This window comes from Enterobacter sp. WPR_3_1 (assembly GCF_003635055.1).
Lineage (GTDB): Bacteria > Pseudomonadota > Gammaproteobacteria > Enterobacterales > Enterobacteriaceae > Enterobacter > Enterobacter ludwigii.
Genome location: NZ_RBXU01000008.1, coordinates 386,257 through 409,691 on the forward strand (window position 1 = coordinate 386,257; position 23,435 = coordinate 409,691).

Genomic DNA, 23,435 nt, shown 5'->3' on the forward strand with positions numbered 1-23,435 from the left:
TGTTAATGAACCATTAAATGCCGTTACGGCTCTTCCGGGCCAAGCGAGTAAACCGGGTAGCCATGTTCACGCCATTCCGTCATCAGCTGTTGCTGCGAGGCGGAAGGCACTTCTCCGCACCAGACCAGCAGGGTCTGGCCGTCGAACAATTCAGGGCGAAATTGCGCCAGCGAGTGCACAAGGACGTCAACGCGCCAGCCATTCTGGGTGGCAATCCAGGCCTCCAGCCACAGGCGAGTAGTATCGTGCACGTTCCAGCCGACCACCAGCGCGTCTTTTCCGTGCTTGTTCTTCGCCGAGGCAAGGCAGACGGCAATATAGTTGATCAGGACGCCGTCGAGCATACTCAGCAGCGCCTGCAGGGTGGTCTGCTGACACTGCAGGCGTCGACGGAGCGGGATGAAAAGATGCGTAATCAGCGTTTGCGCAGGATAATCGCGCCCTTGCTCTTTTATCCATGCGCGCAGGCGCTGCAGATTGCCCGCCTGCAGAAGGCGCAGCAACGTTTCCTGTTGTTCGCGCCAAAGAAGCTGCGTGTCAGGATCGTCATGGCTGAGCAGGGATTTCACTTTGCCAACCTGCACACCGTTATCGATCCAGCTTTTGATCTCGCGGATCCGGTCGATATCGGCATCGTTGAAGAGACGATGGCCTCCGTCCGTTCTCTGCGGTTTGAGTAATCCATACCGTCGCTGCCATGCCCGTAGCGTGACGGGATTGATATCACAAAGGAGTGCCACTTCACCGATTGTGTAAAGCGCCATATTCGCCCCCTGGCTTACGCGTCCCCAGCTTAACTGTAGTCCCTGTTTACTGAACCAGGAAGAAATGGTTGTTTTTTGCACGAATAATGCGAAGCAGGCGTTAGGTTCGGCAAAAGGTGTGATGCCGGGCACGAATTGCAGCTTTTTTGCCGCGCTTCAAAGAAAGTTTACCGCCAGCAGTGTATGTTACGCGTTTTGAGGGTGTGCGGTTTTGAGTATGTACGAGTTTAATCTGGTGCTGCTGTTGCTTCAGCAGATGTGCGTGTTTCTTGTCATCGCCTGGTTGATGAGTAAAACGCGTCTGTTCATTCCGCTGATGCAAGTTACCGTACGCCTGCCGCACAAGCTGCTCTGCTACGTGACCTTCTCTATTTTCTGCATTATGGGAACCTATTTTGGTCTCCATATCGAAGACTCCATTGCCAATACGCGAGCCATCGGTGCCGTGATGGGCGGGCTGCTTGGCGGCCCTGTGGTCGGTGGGCTGGTCGGGTTAACCGGTGGCCTGCATCGGTATTCGATGGGTGGCATGACGGCGCTGAGCTGTATGATCTCAACGATCGTCGAAGGGCTGCTCGGCGGCCTGGTTCACAGCTACATGATTAAGCGCGGTCGTCCGGATAAAGTCTTTAGCCCGCTCACCGCCGGGGCGATCACCTTTGTCGCTGAAATGGCGCAAATGGCCATCATCTTGCTGATTGCCCGACCGTTTGACGATGCGCTTCATCTGGTGAGCAATATCGCCGCACCGATGATGGTGACGAATACCGTGGGTGCTGCGCTGTTTATGCGTATTTTGCTCGACAAGCGCGCCATGTTTGAGAAGTACACCTCGGCGTTTTCCGCGACGGCCCTGAAGGTCGCCGCTTCGACGGAGGGGATCCTGCGTCAGGGCTTTAACGAAGAGAACAGCATGAAGGTGGCGCAGGTGCTTTATAAGGAGCTGGATATCGGCGCGGTGGCGATAACCGACCGTGAACGGTTGCTGGCTTTTACCGGCACGGGCGACGATCACCATCTGCCCGGGAAACCGATCTCCTCCGCCTATACGCTGCGCGCCATTGAAACCGGCGAAGTGGTGTATGCCGACGGCAACGAAGTTCCTTACCGCTGTTCGCTGCACCCGCAGTGCAAACTGGGCTCCACGCTGGTCATTCCGCTGCGCGGGGAAAACCAGCGGGTAATGGGCACCATCAAGCTTTATGAAGCGAAAAACCGTCTGTTCAGCTCTATCAACCGTACGCTGGGAGAGGGCATTGCTCAGCTGCTCTCCGCGCAGATCCTCGCCGGGCAGTATGAGCGTCAGAAAGCGTTGCTGACGCAATCCGAAATTAAACTCCTGCACGCTCAGGTGAATCCGCATTTCCTGTTCAATGCGCTTAATACGCTCAAAGCGGTGATCCGCCGTGACAGCGATCAGGCCGCGCAGCTGGTTCAGTTCCTGTCGACGTTTTTCCGCAAAAACCTTAAACGTCCGTCCGAGATTGTGACCCTGGCCGATGAAATAGAACATGTTAATGCCTACCTGCAGATTGAGCAGGCCCGCTTCCAGACTCGTCTGCAGGTGTCATTATCCGTCCCGGATGAGCTGGCGTATCAGCATCTTCCGGCCTTTACCCTGCAGCCTATTGTGGAAAACGCCATTAAACACGGTACGTCACAGCTGTTGGGGATTGGGGAGATCACCATTTCCGCCAGCCGCTTTAACCATCATCTGGTGCTGGATATTGAAGATAACGCCGGGCTTTACGTGCCTTCCACCTCAGGCGGATTAGGGATGAGCCTGGTGGATAAACGCCTGCGGGCGCACTTTGGTGATGACTGTGGCATTACCGTTGCCTGTGAGCCCGACCGATTCACCCGTATTACGTTACGACTGCCGCTGGAGGAAAACGCATGCTAAGAGTGCTGATTGTGGATGATGAGCCGTTAGCACGGGAAAACCTGCGCGTTCTGTTGCAGGAGCAGCCTGACATTGAGATTGTGGGGGAGTGCGCAAACGCCATTGAGGCCATTGGCGCCGTGCACAAACTGCGCCCGGACGTGCTGTTCCTCGACATTCAGATGCCCCGAATTAGCGGCCTGGAGATGGTCGGAATGCTCGACCCGGAGCATCGCCCCTACATTGTGTTTTTGACCGCCTTCGATGAATACGCCGTCAAAGCCTTTGAGGAGCACGCATTCGATTATTTACTGAAACCGATTGAAGAGAAGCGTCTTGAAAAGACTCTCAGCCGTTTGCGCCAGGAGCGCACCGTGCAGGATGTCACGCTGTTGCCGGAAAACCAGCAGCCGCTGAAATTTATCCCCTGCACCGGCCACAGTCGGATTTACCTTCTGCAGATGGACGATGTGGCGTTTGTCAGCAGCCGTTTGAGCGGCGTATTTGTTACCAGCGCGGAGGGGAACGAAGGCTTTACCGAGCTGACGCTGCGGACGCTGGAGAGCCGAACGCCGCTCGTTCGTTGCCATCGCCAGTATCTGGTGAACATGGCGCACCTGAAAGAGATCCGGCTGGAAGACAATGGACAGGCAGAGCTGGTGCTGCGTGCCGGGCAAACCGTCCCCGTCAGTCGCCGCTACCTTAAGAGTTTGAAAGAGGCGATCGGCCTGTAAAACTGGTACACTGCGCCCCATTGCATCATCGACAGTTAAGTTAAAGGCACCCATGCTCAGTAATGATATTCTCCGTAGCCTGCGCTACACCCTGAAAGCAAACAATAACGATATGGTGCGCATTCTTGCGCTTGCTGGCATGGAGTCCACCTCTGCCGGTTTCGACACCTGGATGACAAAAGAGGATGAAGAGGGGTTTGTTCGCTGCCCTGACATTATCCTGTCTGGCTTCCTGAACGGCCTCATCTACGACAAGCGCGGGAAAGATGACTCAGCACCAGAACTGGCGCTTGAGCGTCGGGTGAATAACAACACGGTGCTGAAAAAGCTGCGTATCGCGTTTTCACTGAAAACAGACGATATTCTGGCGATTATGACAGAGCAGAAGCACCGCGTGTCGATGCCGGAGATCACCGCCATGATGCGTGCGCCGGACCATAAGAACTACCGCGAGTGCGGCGACCAGTTTTTGCGTTATTTTTTACGCGGACTGACTCACCGGGTGCATCACGCTAAGCCGTGAGTGGTACCGGGGCGTGAAGGATGAAGAGGCAAAAAAAAGCCGGAGATTATCTCCGGCTTTTTTATTATTTCACCTGCTGACCTGGTTTGGCGCCTTCATCAGGGCTTAACAGGAAGATATCTTTCCCGCCAGGACCTGCCGCCATCACCATGCCTTCCGAGATGCCGAAGCGCATTTTGCGCGGTGCCAGGTTGGCGACCATCACGGTCTGACGGCCAATCAGCACCTGCGGATCAGGATAGGCAGAACGGATTCCGGAGAAGACGTTACGCTTCTCACCGCCCAGATCCAGCGTCAGGCGCAGCAGTTTGTCCGAGCCTTCGACAAATTCCGCGTTTTCAATCAGTGCGACACGCAGATCGACCTTGGCGAAATCATCAAAGGTAATGGTCTCCTGAATCGGATCGTCTGCCAGCGGGCCAGTCACCGGCGCAGCGGCAGCCTTCACCTCTTCTTTAGACGCTTCCACCAGGGATTCTACCTGCTTCATCTCGATGCGGTTGTACAGCGCCTTGAAGGTATTCACCTTGTGGCCGAGCAGCGGCTGCTGGATAGCATCCCAGGTCAGCTCGGTGTTGAGGAACGCTTCAGCGCGGGAGGCCAGCTGTGGCAGTACCGGCTTCAGCCAGGTCATCAGCACGCGGAACATGTTCAGGCCCATGGTGCAGATCGCCTGCAGGTCGGCGTCGCGGCCTTCCTGTTTCGCGACAACCCACGGTGCCTGCTCGTCAACGTAGCGGTTAGCCACGTCAGCCAGCGCCATGATTTCACGAATCGCTTTACCGAACTCACGGCTTTCCCAGGCTTCGCCAACCGCCGCGGCGGCGTCGGTGAAGGTTTTGTACAGCTCAGGATCGGCCAGTTCGGCAGACAGCACGCCGTCGAAACGCTTGGCGATAAAGCCCGCGTTACGGGAAGCCAGGTTGACGACTTTGTTGACGATGTCGGCGTTCACGCGCTGCACGAAATCTTCCAGGTTCAGGTCGATATCGTCGATGCGGGAAGAGAGCTTCGCCGTGTAGTAATAACGCAGGCTGTCCGCGTCGAAGTGGTTCAGCCAGGTGCTGGCTTTGATGAACGTACCGCGAGATTTGGACATCTTCGCGCCGTTGACCGTCACATAGCCGTGCACAAACAGGTTGGTTGGTTTACGGAAGTTACTGCCTTCCAGCATCGCCGGCCAGAACAGGCTGTGGAAGTAAACAATGTCTTTGCCGATAAAGTGATACAGCTCGGCGTCGGAATCTTTCTTCCAGTATTCGTCAAAGCTGACGGTGTCGCCGCGCTTGTCGCACAGGTTCTTGAAGGAGCCCATGTACCCGATTGGCGCATCCAGCCAGACGTAGAAGTATTTACCCGGTGCGTTCGGAATTTCGAAACCGAAGTACGGTGCATCGCGGGAGATATCCCACTGCTGCAGACCGGATTCGAACCACTCCTGCATTTTGTTCGCGACCTGCTCCTGCAGCGCGCCGCTGCGGGTCCACGCCTGCAGCATTTCGCTGAAGGACGGCAGGTCGAAGAAGAAGTGCTCGGAATCACGCATTACCGGTGTGGCACCCGAAACAACAGATTTCGGATCGATAAGCTCGGTCGGGCTGTAGGTTGCGCCGCACACTTCGCAGTTATCGCCATACTGATCCGGTGATTTACATTTCGGGCAGGTACCTTTGACAAAGCGGTCCGGCAGGAACATGCCTTTTTCCGGATCGTACAGCTGAGAGATGGTGCGGTTTTTAATAAAACCGTTCTCTTTCAGGCGAGAGTAGATCAGCTCCGACAGCTCACGGTTTTCGTCGCTGTGCGTGGAGTGATAGTTGTCATAGCTGATGTCAAAGCCCGCAAAATCGGTCTGATGCTCCTGACTCATTTCGGCAATCATCTGCTCTGGGGAGATCCCCAACTGCTGCGCTTTCAGCATGATCGGCGTGCCGTGGGCATCGTCCGCGCAGATGAAGTTAACCTCGTGGCCGCGCATTCGCTGGTAACGGACCCAGACATCAGCCTGGATATGCTCCAGCATGTGGCCGAGGTGGATTGAGCCGTTGGCGTACGGCAGTGCGCACGTTACCAGAATTTTCTTCGCGACTTGAGTCATAGTAGGCATTACTTCTTTTAACTGTGAAAAGGGTTTTTGATATTACCAAAAGGGGCATTATTAAGTAAGCACAAACCACGGCCTTTCAGGTAAACTTGTTCATCTAAGGTCTTATTCACAAGAACAAAGGAGTCGGGATGAGTTCTCAATCCCAGGCCAAATCACCGGAAGCCTTAAGAGCAATGGTCGCCGGGACGCTGGCTAACTTTCAGCATCCAACCCTGAAGCACAATCTCACCACGCTGAAAGCGTTACACCATGTCGCATGGCTGGACGATACGCTGCACATCGAGCTGCAGATGCCCTTCGTCTGGACCAGCGCGTTTGACGCGCTGAAAGAGCAAACCAGCTCTGAGCTGCTGCGCATTACCGGCGCGAAAGCCATTGACTGGAAGCTGACCCACAGCATCGCCACCCTCAAGCGTGTGAAAAACCACCCGGGCGTGAACGGCGTGAAAAACATCATTGCCGTCAGTTCAGGCAAGGGTGGGGTGGGTAAATCCTCTACGGCGGTAAACCTGGCGCTCGCGCTGGCAGCCGAAGGGGCGAAGGTCGGTATTCTGGACGCCGATATTTACGGACCGTCTGTGCCTAACATGCTGGGCGCGGAAAACCAGCGCCCAACCTCGCCGGATGGCACGCACATGGCACCGATCATGGCCCACGGTCTGGCAACCAACTCCATTGGTTATCTGGTGACTGACGATAACGCCATGGTGTGGCGTGGCCCGATGGCCAGCAAAGCGCTGATGCAGATGCTGCAGGAGACAATGTGGCCCGATCTGGATTATCTGGTGCTGGATATGCCGCCGGGCACCGGTGACATTCAGCTGACGCTGGCGCAAAACATTCCGGTCACGGGAGCGGTCGTGGTGACCACTCCGCAGGACATTGCGCTGATCGACGCCAAAAAAGGCATCGTGATGTTCGAGAAAGTGGACGTGCCGGTGCTGGGTATTGTCGAGAACATGAGCATGCATATCTGCAGCAACTGCGGACACCATGAGCCTATCTTTGGCACCGGTGGGGCAGAAAAACTGGCTGCGCAGTATCACACCCAGCTGCTTGGGCAGATGCCGCTGCACATCTCGCTGCGTGAAGATCTGGACAGCGGGAAGCCGACGGTCGTCAGCCGTCCGGACAGTGAATTTGCAGAGATGTATCGACAGCTGGCGGGGCGCGTTGCGGCGCAGCTTTACTGGCAGGGCGAAGTCATCCCGAGTGAAATTGCGTTTCGCGCGGTGTGAGTGCTTTAGTCTGAATTGCCGGGCGGCGTTTGCGCCTGACCCGGCCTACGGAAATAACGTGTTGTAGGCCGGCTCAGCGAAGCGTCACCCGCGTTTAACGCTGTACGTAATGCATTAAAAAGTACTCGCCTTCCGGCGAGTCACCCTTCGCTTCAATATGCCAGCCATGGCGCTGGTAAAAGGCAACAGCCCGGTCATTCTTTACCAGACACTTCAGCGAACCCGTACTGGTGAACGCGTTTTGCACCTGTTCAAGGAGCAAATGACCGACGCCCAGGCCTTGATACTGCGGATCGACAAACAGATTATGCAGGAAATTGTCGTTCGTCCACACCGAAGCAAAACCCAGTCGATGACCGTCCTGAACGGCCACCCAAATCACTTCGTCGCGGGTTGCCGCGTCAAAGTCTTCAAGCTGCCACTCGGAACCGTCCAGCCATGGCCAGGCCTCGCGCCGCGCGTGGAGATAGAGTGTTCGCAAAAAGGGGCGATCGCTCTCCTGCCAGGGCCGGATTAAAATGTCATTAGCGGTGATAGAAGATATCTCCATTGTAGGCTTTGTAGATTTTGCCATCTGCATCGCCAATCAGGACGTAGTTCTCGCCCATATAGGTCCAGTGGGTACCCGCATCCGGGGCCGGCAGGTTACGCAGCTGGTACTGTTTAATGGTGTACTCAGGCGTTTGATACTGCGCCGGTGCGGTGTCGCCAATCTTGAATTTGGTGAAATCAGCGATGAACTCTTGTTCCTCATAGGCTTTAATGCCTGATGGCGCAGCGGCGGTTTGCGGGGCAGAAAACGCGGAACCCGCCAGAGACAGTAATACACCCAGAAGCAGCAATTTACGCTTAGCCATTTTTTCTCCAGTGATATCGTTACAGATACTTTTCGTCTGCGGGTTCATGGAACGCGAGGCAGACAGTCCATTTTAAGTACCAAAGCATGGTGTGTTTGAAAAAAAATGTAACAAAAGTGGACGGTTTTGTGTAGTCGTAATGACGCGTGCAGTATCACTACAGCCAATATTTCCCGAGTTTGATATTTCCAATATTTATTATTTCATTAATCAATTCTGAAAATACCTTCTCACTTCGCAAATGGACTGTTCAACGCATGCTTTCCCACGTAAGAACATTTAATATCACCTCCGTATGACATCAATCTCTTTCCATTTTTTTCAAAATAATGGGAACGATTTTGCTTTTTTATCGCCAGGAAGGGAAACGTTGTCCGTTTTTTGCAATACGTCCGCTAAAACAATAACCCGTTGAAAATTTTAATGTAAATGAATTTATTTTTTATCTGTTTAACAACAAACACAACAATAAAAGAACTTTTTATATAAATGAAAAATACAACGCTATTTTCACTTTTATTTCTTTCAGTCGGCCAGTTAACTGGTTGCGTATTTTCGCCAGGTCAGGATCTCAGCATTACCGGGAAAAAAGTCATGGCTGACGGAGAAGCGAATTATCAGCTCGATCAACACGTGGAAATTTATCCCCTGACCCCGGCGCTCATTGAAAGATTGCGACCGCCTGTCCTCAAATCTCAGGCAAATCCTACTCTGGATGAGCAGGTCAAAAACTGGGAATACCGCATAGGCACCGGCGACATCCTGACGGTCACCGTCTGGGATCATCCTGAATTAACCACGCCCGCAGGGCAGTATCGTACCGCGAGTGACGCGGGTAACTGGGTGAATGCGGATGGAACGCTCTTCTATCCCTACGTCGGAAAACTGCATGTTGCAGGCAAAACGGTCGCGCAGGTGCGTGAAGCAATCACCGCGCAACTGGAGAAGGTTATTGAGAGCCCGCAGGTGGATGTCAGCGTGGCGTCTTTCCGCTCACAAAAAGCCTATGTGACAGGAGAGGTGGCAAAATCAGGCCAGCAACCGATAACCAATATTCCGTTGACGGTAATGGACGCGGTCAACGCCGCAGGTGGGCTTTCCGCGGATGCCGACTGGCGTAACGTGGTCCTCACGCATAATGGCCAGGACGCGCGCCTTTCGCTCTATGCGCTGATGCAGCACGGTGATTTAAGCCAGAATAAGCTGCTGTATCCGGGCGATATCCTCTTTGTTCCGCGTAACGATGCCTTAAAAGTGTTCGTGATGGGCGAGGTGGTGAAGCAGAGCACGCTGAAGATGGATCGTAGCGGAATGACCCTGGCGGAAGCCCTGGGGAATGCAGGCGGGCTGGATCAGAATATGGCCGATGCAACCGGGATTTTTGTTATTCGCTCGGTAGCGAAAAAAGGGGCGACGGACAAAATTGCCAATATCTATCAGCTCAATGCGAAGGATGCCTCCGCGATGGTACTGGGGACGGAATTCCAGCTTGAACCGTATGACATTGTCTACGTCACCACCGCGCCGTTGTCGCGCTGGAATCGCGTGATCACACAGCTGGTACCCACCATCAGCGGTGTCCATGACCTGACCGAAACCGTCCGCTTCATCCGTTCATGGCCGCAATAATGTTCAACTCAATCTTAGTGGTTTGCACCGGCAATATTTGCCGTTCGCCGATGGGGGAGCGGCTGTTGCGACAACAGCTGCCCGGCAGACTCGTGACATCGGCTGGGATTTACGGATTTGAAGGACGCCCGGCGGATGCAACTGCACGGGAGGTGGCCCGGTGTTATGGCGTTTCGCTGGAGGGGCACGTGGCACGCAAGATGACGCGCAGCATGTTGCAAACCTCCGATTTGATTCTGGTGATGGAGCCGGAGCACCTGCGTTTTATTGCCGCCGTGTCACCCGAATGTCGTGGAAAATCGCTGCTGTTTGGCCAATGGCTGGAAAACAAGGACATTCCCGATCCTTACCGCAAAAGTCGTGAAGCGTTTGAATATGTTTTCGGGCAACTGGTAAAAGCCAGTCAGGAATGGGCTCGTCGTGTGGGTCAAAAAGGAATGAAGCGTTAATGTCTTCTCATACATCAGATAAATACGGTGCTGCCGCACCGCACAGTAATGAAATCGATCTTATGCAGCTCTTTGCTGAGATGATTGATCACCGCATGCTAATCGGGCTGGTCACGCTCCTGTTTACGGTGTGCGCGGGGCTCTACGCGTTTAGCGCCACGCCGGTCTACCAGGCGGATGCCCTGGTACAGATAGAAGCAAAGCAGGACAACTCGTTGCTTAAAAGCTTAAGCCAGTTTGGGTCTGACCTTTCACCCGACGCTGAACCTGAACTGTTGCTGCTTAAATCGCGCATGATCCTGGGGGGAACCGTTGATAATCTGGGGCTGACATATCAGGTAAAACAGCGCGTTCTCCCGGTTGTGGGGCGCCTCTGGGAACGTCTACGCGGCAGTAAACCGGGCAACATGACGATAGGTGAGCTTACCCTGCCCCAGCAGGAGGGGAAACCGCAAGCGATTGTCCTGACCGCGCTGGGGCAGGGCCGGTATCGCCTGGAAGGGGAGACGCTTAAGGCTGACGGTAGGGTTGGCAAACGGCTGGTGAAAGACGGGGTCACGCTTCTGGTGACCTCGCTCAGCGCGGAGCCAGGGACCCAATTTACCCTTCAAGCCTTTACCAGGCTTGAGGCAATTAACGCGCTGCAGAAGAGACTCTTTGTCGCGGAATCCGGTAAACAGAGCGGTATGATCACCCTGACGCTGACGGGTGAAGACCCGGACAGGATAGCGGTGGTGCTCAATACGATTGCAGAAAATTATCTCAGCCAGAATATTGCGCGCCAGGAGGCACAGGATGCCCGAAGTCTGGCGTTTTTACAGGAGCAGTTGCCTAAGGTCCGTCACGAACTGGATGAGGCCGAAGCACGACTGAATGCCTATCGGGCGCAGCGCGATTCCGTCGACTTATCCCTTGAGGCGAAGTCCGTACTGGATCAGGTCGTTAACGTGGAAAATCAACTCAACGAACTGACCTTTCGTGAGGCAGAGGTTTCTCAGCTTTTCAAAAAGGATCACCCGACCTATCGCGCATTACGGGAGAAGCGACAAACGCTCGAAGAGGGACGCGCGCGCCTGAACAGCCGGGTTTCATCTATGCCTTCTACCCAGCAGGAAGTGTTGCGCCTGAGCCGTGATGTCGAGTCCGGGCGTACCATTTACCTGCAGCTGCTGACACGCCAACAGGAACTGAACATTTCACGCTCCAGCGCCATCGGCAACGTGCGGATCATTGATACCGCGGTTACGCAACCTGAGCCAATAAAACCCCGTAAAGCGCTCATTATTCTGCCTGGCGTGCTGTTAGGGCTGATGGTCTCCATGGGCTGGGTGTTGGTTCGTACTGCCTGTCGGCGAGGGATCACCTCGTCAGAGCAAATAGAAGAGCAGGGGATGCCGGTTCTGGCGACGCTGCCGCGCTCGGTCTGGCTGTGGAAAAAAACGCATTTGCGCCGAAAGCACTTTTTGGCGCCCCACGGGAAACACAAAACCTCGGATATCCCCTTCCTGCCCACAGACCGGCCAGCGGATATGTTTGTTGAAGCGATGCGCGGACTGCGTACCAGCCTGCATTTCACGATGATGGATGCCTCAAACCAGATCGTGGTGATTACGGGCCCCACGCAGAATTGCGGCAAAACGCTGGTCAGCACGTCACTGGCATCAATAGCGGCTCAGGCCGGAAAGCGGGTGCTCTTTATCGATGCGGATATGCGTAAAGGCTATGTGCATAATCTCTTTAAGCTGAACAACCATCACGGATTATCCGCTGTCCTTGAGGGAAATGTGGCATGGCAGGAGGCGATCCAGCGCGTTGATAAGGCGGGATTTGATGTTCTGACCTGCGGTCCCCAGCCATTACGTCCCGTGGAGCTGCTCATGGGAGAACGCTTCCAGGAGGTGATGTCGGGGATGAATGCACACTATGACGTTGTTATCGTTGATACACCGCCGGTGCTGGCCGTGACCGATGCGGTGCTGATTGCCAGAGTGGCTGCAACCACGTTACTGGTTGCCCGCTTTGGTAAAACCAACGTGAAAGAGACGGAAAACTGTGTAAAGCGTCTGCAGCAGATGGGGGTGCAGGTGAACGGTGCCATTCTCAATGATATCGTGAAATCTGCGGCGCTGTATTACAGCGCGGGGTATAGCCATTTCGATTACGGCTATACCCCGAAGGAAAAGCGGCGTGAGGGTTAGTGCTTCACCAGCGTGGCGAAGTAATACACCAGGGGAATGGCGAGGATCCACAGACCGACGGGGATATCGCGCCATTTCCCGGCAATCGCTTTGATAACGATATAAAACAGCAGCCCGCCCGCAATACCGGTCCCGAAACTGTTGGCAATCAGCGTAATCATCACCATCATCAAAACCGGCAAGCCGTCGGTGAAGTTCGCCAGATCAACCTTACGTAAACCGCTAAACATATTCAGCCCGATGAGGATCAGGGCGGGCGCCGTGGCTTCTTTCGGGATCATCAGCGCCACAGGGGTAAACAGCAGCATCAGCAGGAACATTACCGCCGCGGCCAGCGCGGTCATGCCGGTTTTGCCGCCGGCTTCTGCGGCTGCGGACGATTCAATCAGCGCCGTGGCGGCAGGAATGCCTACCCACGGGCCAATCGCGGCGGCAATGGAGTCCACCATAAACGGGCGGTTAATGTTCGGCATATTGCCTTCTTCATCCAGCAGCCCTGCTTCCCCGCCCACCGCCAGCGTTGTTCCCATGGTGGAGAAAAACTCGGAGGCGAAGAAGACAAACAGGAACGGCAGAAAGGCAATATTCAGCGCGCCCAGCATATCGACATGCCCGAGGACGGGAGCGATGGAGTGGGGCACATCAATAAAACTGGCGGGTAATTTCGTGACGCCCATCGGAATACCCACGAGGGTCGCGAGCAGGATAGCCCACAGGATCGCACCCGGAATACGACGAGCCTGCAGGCCGATAGCCAGGAACAGGCCGAGCAACGCCACCAGTGCACCGGGTGACAAAAAATCTCCCAGCATCAGTGCGTTCGTTTTGGCATTCGCCAGCACCAGCCCGGCGTTGCGGAAACCGAGTACGGCGACAAACAGCCCGATGGAGGCCGTCAGCCCCAGCTTGATGGACTGCGGCACCGAGCGGGTCACCACTTCACGCAGGCCAAACCGGGTCAGCAGAAAGAATAAAATCCCCGACCAGCAGGCGATACCCAGACCAATTTGCCAGCCAATGCCTTCACTGCCCGCAAGCGTCACCCCGACCAGCACCGAGCCACCAATTCCTGGCCCGACGATAAACGGCAGGTTGGCGTAAAACGCCATCAGCAGCGTCCCGGCAACGAAGACCAGAATGGTGCCCGTGGTCGCGGCGCCTTTGTCCATTCCTCCCACGGCCAGCAGCCCCGGGATAACCACCAGCAAATAGGCGGCGGCGAGAAAACCGGTGATACCCGCCAGGCACTCGGTGCGCACGGTGCTCCCGCGTGCACGGAGTGCAAAACGACGTTCAAGCCAGCGCCCTGGTGCTGGCGAATTAACGGTATTGTCGGCCATTATCCGGCTCTCCTTCGGTATTATTGTGTGTTGTCCGGGGTTTCCCGGTAAGAAATCAGCGGATCGACAATCTGGCGCGTGCTGCCATCGGTCAGTCCAAGATCGGTCAAATGTGGCCCGGCATTACAGGCAAGGCAGGTTCCTTCGATGGCCTTAAAAACCCGATACGGCGGTTCCCAGTCGGCAATCAGACTGCTGCGATCGCGCAGCGTCCTGAACTGCAGCGCCAGCTCGGCAGGTGGCAGTTCCGACAGCATGCCCGCAATCGGCATGGCAACGTGGGCAATCACGTCACCCTGTTGCGCCAGCGCCATGCCACCACCGCTGTTGATAAGCGTATTGGCAGCGAGCGCCATATCGTTCGGATCGCGGCCCAAAACCACCAGGTTGTGAGAGTCGTGCGAGTAGCTGGTGGCAATCGCCCCGCGCAGTTCCCCCCAGCCTTCAAGCAGGGCAATTTGCGGTTTTGCTGCATGACGGGCATGGCGATGCTGAACCCAGATCAGGCTAAAGCCGTCCGGGATCTGCACGCACCCGTTGCGCACCTGCACATCTGTTTCACCCCAGCGGGTAAAGCGCGCGCCGCAGATGTGGCGCAAGCGAGCCACGCCATGGTTCGCGTTGCCAATGCGCATGCAAAAATCATCAGCGGTCAGGGCAGACAACCGTACGGTATCACGCGGCAACGTAAGAGGCGTATCAGCAACGGGTTCGAGCGTTGCCCCGTCCCGGGCAATCAGCTTTCCGGCGACGTAGACCTGGCGCGCCGTCAGTTTATCCAGCGAGTCAAACACCACCAGATCCGCGCGACGCCCGGCGGCAATCAGCCCCAGGTCGTTACGCTGCAGGCGAATGGCCGCATTGAGCGTTGCAAAACGCAGTGCGTCGGTGGCCGCTAATCCATGTTCAATCAGCAGGTTCAGCAGCGCGATGATCCCGCCTTTTTCCATGAGGATGTCTGGCGGAACATCATCGGTACAAACCGTGATGTGAGACGAAAGATGGGGGAGCGTTTTCAGGGCGCTGACAATATCGGGCAGCAGATAAGGGTGCGAACCGCGGATCTCCAGCGTCAGCCCGGCACGCAGTTTTTCCAGCGCATCGTCAGCCGACGTTAACTCATGGTCAGAAGTCACGCCTGCTGCCAGATAAGCCTGTAAATCCGCACCGCTGAGACCGCGGGCATGGCCTTCAATCAGCTTTCCGCTGTCGAGCCCGGCCTGCATAATTTCCAGCATACGCTGGCTGCCATTAAGCACCCCGTGCATGTCCATCACTTCAGCCACACCGCGCACTTCCGGCCAGCCGAGCAGGGTGTTCATCTCGTCTCCGGCAAAATCCGCCCCGGACATTTCCAGGCCGGGCGTTGAGGGCACGCTTGAAGGCGCGGCGACCATCACCTGCAGCGGCAGATTGCGGCTGGCCTCAATGGCAAAACGGACACCGTCAATGCCCAGCACGTTGGCCAGTTCATGCGGATCCCAGAAGACCGCCGTGGTGCCCTGTGCAAGCACAATCTCCGCGTAGCGGGCGGGCATAAGATGGGAGCTTTCAAGGTGGACGTGGGTATCCATCAGCCCTGGCGACAGAAACTGGTTGTTCAGCGCGTGGGTCTCATGTGCGTCGTTGCGGCTGCCGCGCGGATGGACACTGGCAATCAGTGATCCCACGATACCAACATCCGCTTCGCGGATCTCACCGGTGACCATATCCACAATACGGGTATCGGTGAGCAGCAGGTCAAAGGGCATTTCGCCTCGTGCAGCCTGAACGGCGCGGCGTCGGGTTTCAGCAGTCATGCAATTAACAGTTCCAGCATCAAAATAATGACGCTACTCTATGCACACGGCAAACGTTTGCCCAGCTGATAAAATTTATCGCCCGATAACCCCGGGTTATTCTGTGACGCGTGTAATGGATAATCATGACGGAACCCTGGCAGCGCTTGCCCGCGCTCTCTCTTCGACAGCTACAGTATTTTGTCACTCTGGCGCAGCTGCGTCATTTTACTGATACCGCCAGCAAACTGGCTATCAGCCAGCCGGCGCTCAGCAGTGCGTTGCGGCAAATCGAGACGGTGCTTGGGGGCAAACTGGTTAACCGGACCGCCTCGGCCGTGACGTTGACGGAGCTTGGCAATGCCATCCTGCCGCACGCGCAGCGGGTGCTCAGCGTGGCGCAGCTTGCGTTTGACGACATGCAGCACATTGTTCAGGTAGGCGGAGAAGGTACGGTGCGTATCGGGCTGATCCCTTCCGTGAGTTCGCTGCTGTTCCCCTTGATGCCCCGGACGCTCGCGCAGGCTTTTCCCCGCCTCAGGGTGGAATTTCACGATCAAACCAACGATGCGCTGGTGGCCCAGCTGCTGAAAGGGCAGATTGATTTCGGCATTGGTGCGCTCGATAACTCTGTTCCCGACCAGCTGAACGTGTTTCCCTTACAGGACGACCCGTTTGTCGCAGTCATTCACAGCGACGATCCGCTGGCCGCGTCGGCGCACCTGCCCTGGAAGCAACTGGCAGGGCGGGATATCGCCGTGTTCTCAAAAGGTAATATTCAGCGTCTGGTTGCGGCGCTCGCGGAAAGCCACCGTTTGTCGTTGCCGACACGCTATCAGGTGGACTACATCGAAACTTTGTATGGTCTGGTGCGCTCGAAACTCGCCGTGGCGATTTTACCGCAGCTCTATACCACGCACCTCCAGGACCCGCAGCTCAGGGTGGTACATCTTCAACAACCGGCCCTGGCCCGCACGGTGGCGTTAATGCGCGCCCCGCAGCCGCTTCCTCCGCTTATCGAATCCTGCTTTACGCTGATGGCCGACACGTTGCGAACGAAATGACCCGACACTTCTTTACAGCGTGATGGCGCATTGCTCGCTAAGATGACCGTCGATTCATCAAGAGGTCACAATGGAAAACCGCAAATTCAGTCGACTGCGCCGCTGGGCGCGGGAAGGGATCATCTTCTTTCTGCTCGCGCTGGCCGTAATGTGGGGCGTGGATCAATACCGCAAGCCCACACTCCCCGCCAGCTTTAGCGCTGCACCGATGCACAGCATCGACGGAAAGATCCACGATATAACGGTACTCAGCCAGGAACGCCCGCTGCTGATATACGTATGGGCAACCTGGTGCAGCATCTGTCGGTTTACGACGCCCTCGGTCAATACGCTGGCAGAACAGGGTGGCAACGTCGTAAGTATCGCCATGCGTTCCGGCGACGATGCAAAGCTGGCGCGCTGGGTCGACAAGAAACAGCTGGTCATGCCGGTGGTCAACGATGCCAACGGTGCGCTGTCGCAGGCGTGGCAGGTGAGCGTAACACCGACGCTGGTGATCGTGTCGAAGGGGAAAGTGGTCAGTACTACTACGGGGTGGACAAGTTACTGGGGAATGAAGCTCAGACTGTGGTGGGCAGGGCTGTAAAGAGAGCCCCTCTTCCGGCGGAAGAGGGGCTGGATATTACTTCGCCAGAACTTCCTGTGCGGTACGCTCAACCAGCGACAGCAGGACTTTAATGTCCTCCAGGGTCACGGTTGGGTTCAGAAGAGTCAGCTTCAGGCAGGTGACGCCGTTATGCTCGGTCACGCCGACGTTAGCACGGCCGGATTCCAGCAGCGCATCACCAATTTTCTGGTTCAGCAGGGCGATACCCGCGTCGTCCATCTGTACCTGTCCACGGAAGCGGAACAATACGCTTGCCAGCTGCGGCTGCATAACCAGTTCCAGAGCAGGCTGCTCTTTCACGTAAGCCGCAACCTGCTGTGCCAGCGTAACACCGTGATCGATGATCGCCGCGTATTGTTCCTGACCCAGCGCTTCCAGGCTCATCCACAGCTTCAGCGCGTCGAAACGACGGGTCGTCTGCAGAGATTTCGACACCAGGTTAGGCACGCCAGCTTCTTCATCGAACTCAGAGTTCAGATAGGCCGCCTGATAGCGCATCAGCTCATAGTGGCGCGCTTCTTTGAGCAGGAACGCACCGCAGCTGATGGTCTGGAAGAACTGCTTGTGGAAGTCCAGAGTAACGGAATCCACCAGCTCGATACCGTCCAGGTAGTGACGATACTGCTCAGACATCAGCAGCGCGCCGCCCCAGGCCGCATCAACGTGTACCCAGATATTCTGTTTCGCCGCCAGTTCAGCAATGGCACGCAGCGGATCGATTGCACCTGCATCGGTAGTACCGGCAGTGGCAACAATCGCCAGGATCTGCTCGCCGTTAGCATTGCACTGCTCAATTTTCGCTGCCAGATCGTTGAGATCCATGCGCGAGAATTCATCCGTTTTCACCTGCACGACGGACTGGTAGCCCAGACCCATCAGCGCCATGTTCTTCTGCACGGAGAAGTGTGCGTTTTCAGAGCACAGCACGCGGATTTTACGCAGATCGCCAACCAGGCCGTCCTGCTGAACGGAATGACCCTGACGCGCGAAGAACGCATCACGGGCCAGCATCAGACCCATCAGGTTGCTCTGCGTGCCGCCGCTGGTGAACACACCGGCGTCGCCAGCCTGATAACCCACGCGGGTACGCAGCCATTCGATCAGCTTGATCTCAATGATGGTTGCGGACGGGCTTTGATCCCAGGAGTCCATGCTCTGGTTAGTGGCATTAATCAGCACTTCCGCTGCCTGGCTAACCACCAGGCTTGGGCAGTGCAGGTGCGCCACACACTGCGGGTGATGAACGGACAGGCTGTCTTTCAGGAAGAACTCCACGGCGCGTTCAATCGCCGCTTCGTTGCCCAGCCCTTTCGGGTTGAAATCCAGCTTTATACGGTCGCGCAGTTCCGCGACCGTTTTGCCCTGATACATCTCAGGCTGTTTCAGCCACTGCATCACAGCCTGAGTGCTTTGTTCAATCGCCTGCTGGTAAGCTTCAATGCTCTGCGCAGAGGAGAACAAAATTGGGTTTGAATCTGACATCGTGTTCAACAACTCCGGTTACGCCGGGCGAACGCCCGCAGCAAGCAGCGCCTGCTCGAATTTATCCAGGAAGACTTTCAGCTCATCATCGCTGATCAGCAGGGAAGGCAGCAGACGCAGAACAATACCGTTGCGACCACCGCGCTCCAGAATCAGGCCGGCTTCGAAGCACTTCTTCTGAATCAGTGCAGACAGCTCGCCATCACCCGGGTAGCAACCCATGTGGTCTGCCGCTTCGTGTGGTTTAACGATCTCAATCCCGATCATCATGCCCAGGCCGCGAACGTGACCGATAACCGGATAGCGTTTCGCCATCTCGTTCAGCTGGCCTTTCAGCCATTCGCCCTGTGCGGCCACTTTGCCCGCGATGTTCTGGTCTTTCAGGATTTTCAGCGTTGTCAGACCGGTTGCCATTGCCAGCTGGTTGCCGCGGAAGGTACCGGTGTGGTGGCCTGGTGCCCACGCATCGAACTGTTTCTTGATGCCGAGTACCGCCAGTGGCAGACCGCCGCCAACCGCTTTAGACATCACGATGATGTCTGGCTCAATGCCCGCGTGTTCGAAGGCGAAGAATTTACCGGTACGGGCAAAGCCAGCCTGAACTTCGTCGAGGATCAGCAGAATGCCGTGTTCCTGAGTCACTTTACGGATGCGCTGCAGCCACTCAACCGGAGCCGGGTTAACGCCGCCTTCACCCTGAACGGCTTCAAGGATCACTGCCGCAGGTTTACGCACGCCGCTTTCAACGTCGTTGATCAGGTTTTCGAAATAGTAGGTCAGTGCTTTCACACCCGCCTCACCGCCGATACCCAGTGGGCAACGGTACTGGTGCGGGTAAGGCATGAACTGCACTTCTGGCATCATACCGTTAACCGCTTCTTTCGGAGACAGGTTGCCGGTAACGGCCAGTGCGCCGTGAGTCATACCGTGGTAACCACCAGAGAAGCTGATGATACCGCTACGACCGGTCACTTTTTTCGCCAGTTTCAGCGCCGCTTCAACGGCGTCAGCACCGGATGGACCGGTGAACTGCAGGCAGTACTCTTTGCCCTGACCAGGCAGCAGAGAGAGCAGATATTCTGAGAACGCGTCTTTCAGAGGCGTAGTCAGATCCAGAGTATGTAACGGCAAGCCGCTGGTAATGACATTTTGGATGCTTTTCAGCACATCAGGATGGTTATGTCCAAGCGCAAGGGTGCCTGCGCCTGCTAAACAGTCAAGGTATTCTTTATTGTCTGCATCGGTGATCCACACGCCTTCTGCTTTAGTGATTGCTAAAGGCAGTTTGCGCGGATAACTCCTGACGTTAGATTCAAACTCGGCCTGACGGGCCAGATAGGTTTCGTTGCTTTTGTGGGCATCTACGGTGTCAATACGGACTTTATCCGTCATCATATCACTCCTACAACCGCCGCTTCGTTATGAGCAACGATTGAATAAAAAGTTAAAAAACAGATGGGGGCCTGAAAAAAACGCCGCCAATATAGAGCCTTTTGTCACGAGGCTCAATGGTTAATTTGTTTACTGTTTTATGACATGCGGTACGGGGGAGGGAATATCCTCATTTTAAGAATAAAAATTGCGCTTTATGCCAAACAAAAACAGCCGGTTACGCGTATTTTGTCAGGACTGTAAAAAGAGAGAAAAGTGTGTGACAAATCGTGCCATTGAGGGACGTTAAGGGGGGCAGATAGCCCCTTTAAGCGCATTATCTCGACATTACCTGCAAAATACCGGGGTCACGACAGGTTGTTTTTATTCCCGGACATAGCGGTTACAGGCTTCTCATTACATCTGATTGGTATAACAAAATCATGAAAGCGAGAAATCAACAGGTCTTGCATCACTGGTACTCTTCCCCTAATCTGCCAAATGTAAGTGAATTCTTACCAATGACTCGGGGTGCCCTTCTTAAATGAAGGCTGAGAAATACCCGTATTACCTGATCTGGATAATGCCAGCGTAGGGGGACAAGATTCCGATTAGTATTCATGTGGTTACATTTCTTTTTGTCCGTGTGTAGTGCACCTAAGGTACAAAAAGAGCGTGATCATGAGGTACAAAACCCTTCCATACACCTTTCAACGAAACGGTAACTACTACCTACAGATCCGGCTTTCGAATGGTCGGATGTATAAAAAATCACTCCTTACTGATAGCTATCACCAAGCCTCAGCTTTGATGATTAGCATCACTCCGCACATCCCATTTGTTAAATCATTAGCAACTCCGACTCCGACTCCGATGTTTGATGCGTTTATCTCAAACCTGATCGTGTCAGAACGTAGGGCTGTGACACTTCCGTTGTTATCCAGTCTGCTGCTTGCTGTATCTCCTAAAATTGGGGAGCCATCGGCACAAGTTGAGCCGGAAAACGCATTAACTCTCTCTGATGCTTGGGCTATGTACAAAGCTGAAAAGGGGGGGCATTGGACTAAATCGATCTCAATGGCGAATGAACGTTACATTGAAGTATTGCTTGTAGTGTTGGGGGAAAATACGGATGTAACTGCGATCACCAAACAGGACATTAGACAGGTGATGGAAGTTGTTGAGAATTTACCTAAGCGTGTTATTCAGCCGTATCGCTCGATGAATGTTAAGCAGTTGATAGATTGTGACGACGTACCTCCTGATGAGCTTGTGGGTGTTGAGGCTATCCATAAGCATCTCAAGCTCTATAAATCCTTGTTTAAAACATTTCTCCCCGATAGCAAAGACATATTACCTAAATCGCCAACTGATGGCGTAGTGGCAGCACCATCAAAAGCCAGATTTGGTGCATACAGTCCGGCGGAAATTAAGAAGATTGTAGAGTGGGCACTTAGCAGCCGGATGGCTGGTTGAAATGGATTACGTTGTTGTTGGCACACACTGGAGCCAGGAGAGGAGAAATTGCCAAACTGAAAAAATCACAAATCAAATATGATGAGGATAGCCAGCGGTATTACTTCTTGATCGCAGAAGGAGGGCAGGGGAAAACCAAAAATGCCACCCGGCAAGTGGTAATACACCCTAAGCTTATCGAATGGGGGTTTATAGATTATGTTGATCGGCAATGGAAAGAGCGGATTTTTTCAGAAGTGGCGGGTACGAATATGACTAAAATTGGCAAAGAATTTGCTAACGTGCGTGATCAGCTTGGAATTTCATACTTAGATGACTTTGGACAGCGTAGGCTTTTGCATAGCATTCGTCATTCTATTTGCTCTACTGCAATGGCCGGATGGGTTAAGAACATCTTGCATCTGCAACAAACGGTAGGCCATGAGAAAAGTGGTGGGATTACAAAACGCTATTTGCACACGTTCCCTCTTTCCTCCATAAATTATGTGATTGATGGAATCTGTTGGGCTTAAATTACATTAATAATTCATTCTTTATATTATGTCATCATCGTTTACAGGTTAGTGATGAAATGGGAATTTAGGTAGTATTAAAAATATCATTAACTGATGGTTGTGTTGAATAATTGGTGCAGGTCTATTGATATGGGTGTTTTTGCTATAAAACACCTGCATACGTTAAAATGCAGGTGTTTGTTTGATTAACAAATCTTATAACTAAGCCAAAGCGTTATTTTTATATTTAATGACTTGTTGGTTTACTCTAACTGGGAAGTTATTAAACAATTTGCTAACACGCTCCTCGACTCTTTTAATTCTAAGTCTGATATGAGCATCTGATTGGACTTTAGAACCTATAATGTTAAAAATTGATTTGACAGTTAAAAATTGCTCTTCATAGTCGTCACAAACGAACAATAGCAAATCCAAATTCTTGGATTCAATGAATTTTTTGGTTTCATTGACGAACCTGCCGTAACGTTTTTCATAATCTATCTTTTCACGAATTTCATTCGTATAATATCTTAACTTAGGCGTCGGCAATTCAGAAATATCAATGTTTTTAAGTTCATCAACAATTCCAATCAGGAATTTAACCTTTGTGATTAAACTAATGATCTCTCGTGTAGTACTTATAGATTTAAGAGAGGTCAATGCGTGTACTTGCCATATGGGCTTCTGATCGTCGTTCTTCGCAGGATATAATACATCTACATTAACTGTCCAGTTGTTAGTACGTTGCCCTGACTCAAGAAATCGCAGGACACTATTTGGCATAGTCTTATACACAACATCAACTATCTTTCTAACAGTGATTAGGTTGGCTCTTAAGTTAGAAAGCTCTTCTAAAATCAAATCAATATTATTTTTATAACTTTGTAATTCGGTAACATAATCCCTTCGCTCTAATTCAGTTTTAATACGTTTCGTTTCCATACTAAATCGCATATCTGCTTTAAAGTAAGTTTTTGCACAATGCCCTCCAATGAGAGCTTCAACACCATCAACTGTAACGCCTAACCAACCAGTTTTATGATTTTTATGACAGAAACCTCTTTTAGTTTTCACTTGACAAGAAACATCCTCGTTGAGTTCATAGTAGCCAATTAGCTCCTTGAAATTCTCAGGACTAATCTCTTGTTTAGATGAGAACGATTTTCGATTTCCAATTTCAAAATATTTTGAAAAATACTCAGTTTTATCAGACATCAACTTCTCCCTACGATGAAGAAACTGGTTGGATGAACAGCACTGAGTAAATATACAACTCTATAACCACGGAATCAATGCTACTAATGTCCATTTAGTGCACAGATCACCAACATATAGTACCAAGATATCTTTAAACATCTATATACGGTATAGCAGCTTTGCAATCCTATCGATTCTAAGTAAGAAAACCCCAAGCATCGATTAGCTGATTATAGACAAAAATA

The 23,435-nt window shown here is 53.5% G+C and carries 18 protein-coding genes, 1 pseudogene and 1 riboswitch; of the genes and pseudogenes, 10 read left to right on the top strand and 9 right to left on the bottom strand.

All coding sequences use genetic code 11. From position 1 onward, the window contains the following. Positions 1-23: 23 nt before the first annotated feature. Positions 24-764 (bottom strand): HTH-type transcriptional regulator MlrA, encoded by a 741-nt coding sequence (gene mlrA / locus BJ887_RS03610; RefSeq protein ID WP_020883214.1) that lies wholly within the window; start codon positions 762-764, stop codon positions 24-26. A gap of 217 nt (positions 765-981) precedes the next feature. Between mlrA and BJ887_RS03615 the strand changes: the two genes are divergently transcribed. The 3 genes from BJ887_RS03615 to BJ887_RS03625 are packed head-to-tail and all read left to right on the top strand — an operon-like array spanning position 982 to position 3,903. Further along, positions 982-2,667: a sensor histidine kinase gene (locus BJ887_RS03615; protein ID WP_025203652.1), complete on the top strand. Its 1,686-nt coding sequence runs from the start codon at positions 982-984 to the stop codon at positions 2,665-2,667. Continuing rightward, complete coding sequence (gene btsR / locus BJ887_RS03620; protein WP_020883216.1) at positions 2,661-3,380, top strand: two-component system response regulator BtsR; 720 nt, start codon at positions 2,661-2,663, stop codon at positions 3,378-3,380. The genes BJ887_RS03615 and btsR overlap by 7 nt, the downstream gene beginning before the upstream one ends. Positions 3,381-3,432: 52 nt before the next feature. Further along, entirely contained in the window at positions 3,433-3,903 is a 471-nt protein-coding gene (locus BJ887_RS03625) for a DUF1456 family protein (protein WP_014170878.1), read from the top strand. A gap of 64 nt (positions 3,904-3,967) precedes the next feature. Here the strand turns inward: BJ887_RS03625 and metG are convergent, their stop codons facing one another. Next, complete coding sequence (gene metG, locus BJ887_RS03630; protein ID WP_020883217.1) at positions 3,968-6,001, bottom strand: methionine--tRNA ligase; 2,034 nt, start codon at positions 5,999-6,001, stop codon at positions 3,968-3,970. 137 nt (positions 6,002-6,138) lie between these two features. Between metG and apbC the strand changes: the two genes are divergently transcribed. Further along, positions 6,139-7,248: an iron-sulfur cluster carrier protein ApbC gene (gene apbC, locus BJ887_RS03635; RefSeq protein ID WP_020883218.1), complete on the top strand. Its 1,110-nt coding sequence runs from the start codon at positions 6,139-6,141 to the stop codon at positions 7,246-7,248. A gap of 94 nt (positions 7,249-7,342) precedes the next feature. Here apbC and BJ887_RS03640 read toward each other — a convergent pair whose 3' ends face one another. Both BJ887_RS03640 and BJ887_RS03645 read right to left on the bottom strand, forming a co-directional pair. Next, entirely contained in the window at positions 7,343-7,798 is a 456-nt protein-coding gene (locus BJ887_RS03640; RefSeq protein ID WP_014170875.1) for a GNAT family N-acetyltransferase, read from the bottom strand. Then, positions 7,773-8,105: an RcnB family protein gene (locus BJ887_RS03645; protein WP_008500887.1), complete on the bottom strand. Its 333-nt coding sequence runs from the start codon at positions 8,103-8,105 to the stop codon at positions 7,773-7,775. The genes BJ887_RS03640 and BJ887_RS03645 overlap by 26 nt, the downstream gene beginning before the upstream one ends. Before the next feature lie 489 nt (positions 8,106-8,594). Between BJ887_RS03645 and BJ887_RS03650 the strand changes: the two genes are divergently transcribed. The 3 genes from BJ887_RS03650 to BJ887_RS03660 are packed head-to-tail and all read left to right on the top strand — an operon-like array spanning position 8,595 to position 12,381. Beyond that, positions 8,595-9,734: a polysaccharide export protein gene (locus tag BJ887_RS03650; protein WP_032669932.1), complete on the top strand. Its 1,140-nt coding sequence runs from the start codon at positions 8,595-8,597 to the stop codon at positions 9,732-9,734. Then, positions 9,734-10,183 carry a protein tyrosine phosphatase gene (locus tag BJ887_RS03655; RefSeq protein ID WP_086463511.1) on the top strand — a complete coding sequence of 150 codons (450 nt, stop codon included), beginning with the start codon at positions 9,734-9,736 and terminating at the stop codon, positions 10,181-10,183. The genes BJ887_RS03650 and BJ887_RS03655 overlap by 1 nt, the downstream gene beginning before the upstream one ends. Then, the gene (locus BJ887_RS03660; protein WP_121339284.1) at positions 10,183-12,381 is read left to right on the top strand and encodes a polysaccharide biosynthesis tyrosine autokinase; all 2,199 of its coding nucleotides are present in this window, start codon (positions 10,183-10,185) and stop codon (positions 12,379-12,381) included. Before BJ887_RS03655 ends, BJ887_RS03660 begins: the two co-directional genes overlap by 1 nt. On the opposite strand, the gene BJ887_RS03665 is transcribed toward BJ887_RS03660, so the two are convergent. Together BJ887_RS03665 and BJ887_RS03670 are read right to left on the bottom strand one after the other, a co-directional pair. Beyond that, positions 12,378-13,721, bottom strand: coding sequence for an NCS2 family permease (locus BJ887_RS03665; protein ID WP_032678560.1), 1,344 nt, complete (start codon positions 13,719-13,721; stop codon positions 12,378-12,380). The genes BJ887_RS03660 and BJ887_RS03665 overlap by 4 nt on opposite strands. A gap of 20 nt (positions 13,722-13,741) precedes the next feature. After that, complete coding sequence (locus tag BJ887_RS03670) at positions 13,742-15,520, bottom strand: adenine deaminase (RefSeq protein WP_040017973.1); 1,779 nt, start codon at positions 15,518-15,520, stop codon at positions 13,742-13,744. Positions 15,521-15,642: 122 nt separating this feature from the next. Between BJ887_RS03670 and BJ887_RS03675 the strand changes: the two genes are divergently transcribed. Both BJ887_RS03675 and BJ887_RS03680 read left to right on the top strand, forming a co-directional pair. Further along, positions 15,643-16,563, top strand: a complete 921-nt coding sequence (locus tag BJ887_RS03675; protein WP_229216824.1) for a LysR family transcriptional regulator — start codon at positions 15,643-15,645, stop codon at positions 16,561-16,563. A gap of 70 nt (positions 16,564-16,633) precedes the next feature. After that, positions 16,634-17,149, top strand: a complete 516-nt coding sequence (locus BJ887_RS03680) for a protein disulfide oxidoreductase (protein WP_121339288.1) — start codon at positions 16,634-16,636, stop codon at positions 17,147-17,149. Between the two features lie 36 nt (positions 17,150-17,185). Here BJ887_RS03680 and BJ887_RS03685 read toward each other — a convergent pair whose 3' ends face one another. Together BJ887_RS03685 and BJ887_RS03690 are read right to left on the bottom strand one after the other, a co-directional pair. Then, complete coding sequence (locus tag BJ887_RS03685) at positions 17,186-18,652, bottom strand: aspartate aminotransferase family protein (RefSeq protein ID WP_025203662.1); 1,467 nt, start codon at positions 18,650-18,652, stop codon at positions 17,186-17,188. A gap of 18 nt (positions 18,653-18,670) precedes the next feature. Continuing rightward, positions 18,671-20,047, bottom strand: a complete 1,377-nt coding sequence (locus tag BJ887_RS03690) for a diaminobutyrate--2-oxoglutarate transaminase (RefSeq protein WP_014170865.1) — start codon at positions 20,045-20,047, stop codon at positions 18,671-18,673. Positions 20,048-20,540: 493 nt separating this feature from the next. Next, positions 20,541-20,637: riboswitch (TPP riboswitch) on the top strand. A 67-nt stretch (positions 20,638-20,704) separates the two neighbouring features. Between BJ887_RS03690 and BJ887_RS03695 the strand changes: the two are divergent. After that, positions 20,705-22,011: pseudogene (locus BJ887_RS03695) on the top strand (tyrosine-type recombinase/integrase). 204 nt (positions 22,012-22,215) lie between these two features. On the opposite strand, the gene BJ887_RS03700 reads toward BJ887_RS03695, so the two are convergent. Next, positions 22,216-23,208 carry a hypothetical protein gene (locus BJ887_RS03700; protein ID WP_121339289.1) on the bottom strand — a complete coding sequence of 331 codons (993 nt, stop codon included), beginning with the start codon at positions 23,206-23,208 and terminating at the stop codon, positions 22,216-22,218. Between the last annotated feature and the right edge of the window lie 227 nt (positions 23,209-23,435).

Bases quoted from the DNA above. Each gene is read 5' to 3' on its own strand.
- mlrA (WP_020883214.1), bottom strand. From the start codon at position 764: ATGGCGCTTTACACAATCGGTGAAGTGGCACTCCTTTGTGATATCAAT.
- BJ887_RS03640 (WP_014170875.1), bottom strand. From the start codon at position 7,798: ATGGAGATATCTTCTATCACCGCTAATGACATTTTAATCCGGCCCTGG.
- BJ887_RS03645 (WP_008500887.1), bottom strand. From the start codon at position 8,105: ATGGCTAAGCGTAAATTGCTGCTTCTGGGTGTATTACTGTCTCTGGCG.
- BJ887_RS03665 (WP_032678560.1), bottom strand. From the start codon at position 13,721: ATGGCCGACAATACCGTTAATTCGCCAGCACCAGGGCGCTGGCTTGAA.
- BJ887_RS03650 (WP_032669932.1), top strand. From the start codon at position 8,595: ATGAAAAATACAACGCTATTTTCACTTTTATTTCTTTCAGTCGGCCAG.
- BJ887_RS03670 (WP_040017973.1), bottom strand. From the start codon at position 15,520: ATGACTGCTGAAACCCGACGCCGCGCCGTTCAGGCTGCACGAGGCGAA.
- BJ887_RS03680 (WP_121339288.1), top strand. From the start codon at position 16,634: ATGGAAAACCGCAAATTCAGTCGACTGCGCCGCTGGGCGCGGGAAGGG.
- BJ887_RS03690 (WP_014170865.1), bottom strand. From the start codon at position 20,047: ATGATGACGGATAAAGTCCGTATTGACACCGTAGATGCCCACAAAAGC.
- BJ887_RS03655 (WP_086463511.1), top strand. From the start codon at position 9,734: ATGTTCAACTCAATCTTAGTGGTTTGCACCGGCAATATTTGCCGTTCG.
- BJ887_RS03685 (WP_025203662.1), bottom strand. From the start codon at position 18,652: ATGTCAGATTCAAACCCAATTTTGTTCTCCTCTGCGCAGAGCATTGAA.
- BJ887_RS03700 (WP_121339289.1), bottom strand. From the start codon at position 23,208: ATGTCTGATAAAACTGAGTATTTTTCAAAATATTTTGAAATTGGAAAT.
- metG (WP_020883217.1), bottom strand. From the start codon at position 6,001: ATGACTCAAGTCGCGAAGAAAATTCTGGTAACGTGCGCACTGCCGTAC.
- BJ887_RS03615 (WP_025203652.1), top strand. From the start codon at position 982: ATGTACGAGTTTAATCTGGTGCTGCTGTTGCTTCAGCAGATGTGCGTG.
- BJ887_RS03625 (WP_014170878.1), top strand. From the start codon at position 3,433: ATGCTCAGTAATGATATTCTCCGTAGCCTGCGCTACACCCTGAAAGCA.
- apbC (WP_020883218.1), top strand. From the start codon at position 6,139: ATGAGTTCTCAATCCCAGGCCAAATCACCGGAAGCCTTAAGAGCAATG.
- btsR (WP_020883216.1), top strand. From the start codon at position 2,661: ATGCTAAGAGTGCTGATTGTGGATGATGAGCCGTTAGCACGGGAAAAC.
- BJ887_RS03660 (WP_121339284.1), top strand. From the start codon at position 10,183: ATGTCTTCTCATACATCAGATAAATACGGTGCTGCCGCACCGCACAGT.